Annotated in this window: 1 protein-coding gene; it reads right to left on the bottom strand. The window is 27.5% G+C overall.

Going from position 1 to position 570, the window contains the following annotated elements; all coding sequences use genetic code 11:
- On the bottom strand, window positions 1-570 hold a 570-nt coding region (locus tag RCF13_RS02135), incomplete at both ends, for a hypothetical protein (protein ID WP_308140786.1).

Genomic DNA, 570 nt, shown 5'->3' with positions numbered 1-570 from the left:
GATTAGATAGATTTTGTATTAAAATTGTTGCTTCTTCTTGAGTAAAATCCCTTTTGGGTTCAAAACTTTTACTGTTTGTAGTTAAAAAATTATGACTTAGGACAAATTGAATTGATTTATAATACGGGTCTTCTGACATTACATCTTTAATTATAAGAGGTTTATCATTTAGTAAACTCTTATTTTTTGTTTTGTTAATAAGGGCTTCTAGAATTACTGCAATTTCCTCCCTATTAAGTTTGAAATTATTTATCATAGTTATTGATTCAAATTTAGGCGTAGGAAGAAATGTATTATGTCCATAATTAAATAGCTGTATTTCATTTTCAATCTGAAGCTGTTTTTGTTTTTCAGAAGCTGGAGCTATAGTTTCTTCTAGTTTTTCCATTACATTTGTACTATCAATATCTTCATTTTGATTGTTTGATGTAGACTCATTTGTATCCAATGAATAATTTTTGATTTTTTTACCGTTTCTTTCAAGAGTATCACCGATTGTAATTGGATATTTTGAATGAACACCATTTGGAGTTACATTAAAGCTTTTTGGCATGTCTTCTATTTTCTTGG

The organism is Stenotrophomonas maltophilia group sp. RNC7 (assembly GCF_030910085.1).
Classification (GTDB): Bacteria; Pseudomonadota; Gammaproteobacteria; order Xanthomonadales; family Xanthomonadaceae; genus Stenotrophomonas; species Stenotrophomonas sepilia.
The sequence above is the reverse complement of the archived record's forward strand: the minus strand, read 5'-3'. Positions and strand labels throughout refer to the sequence as shown.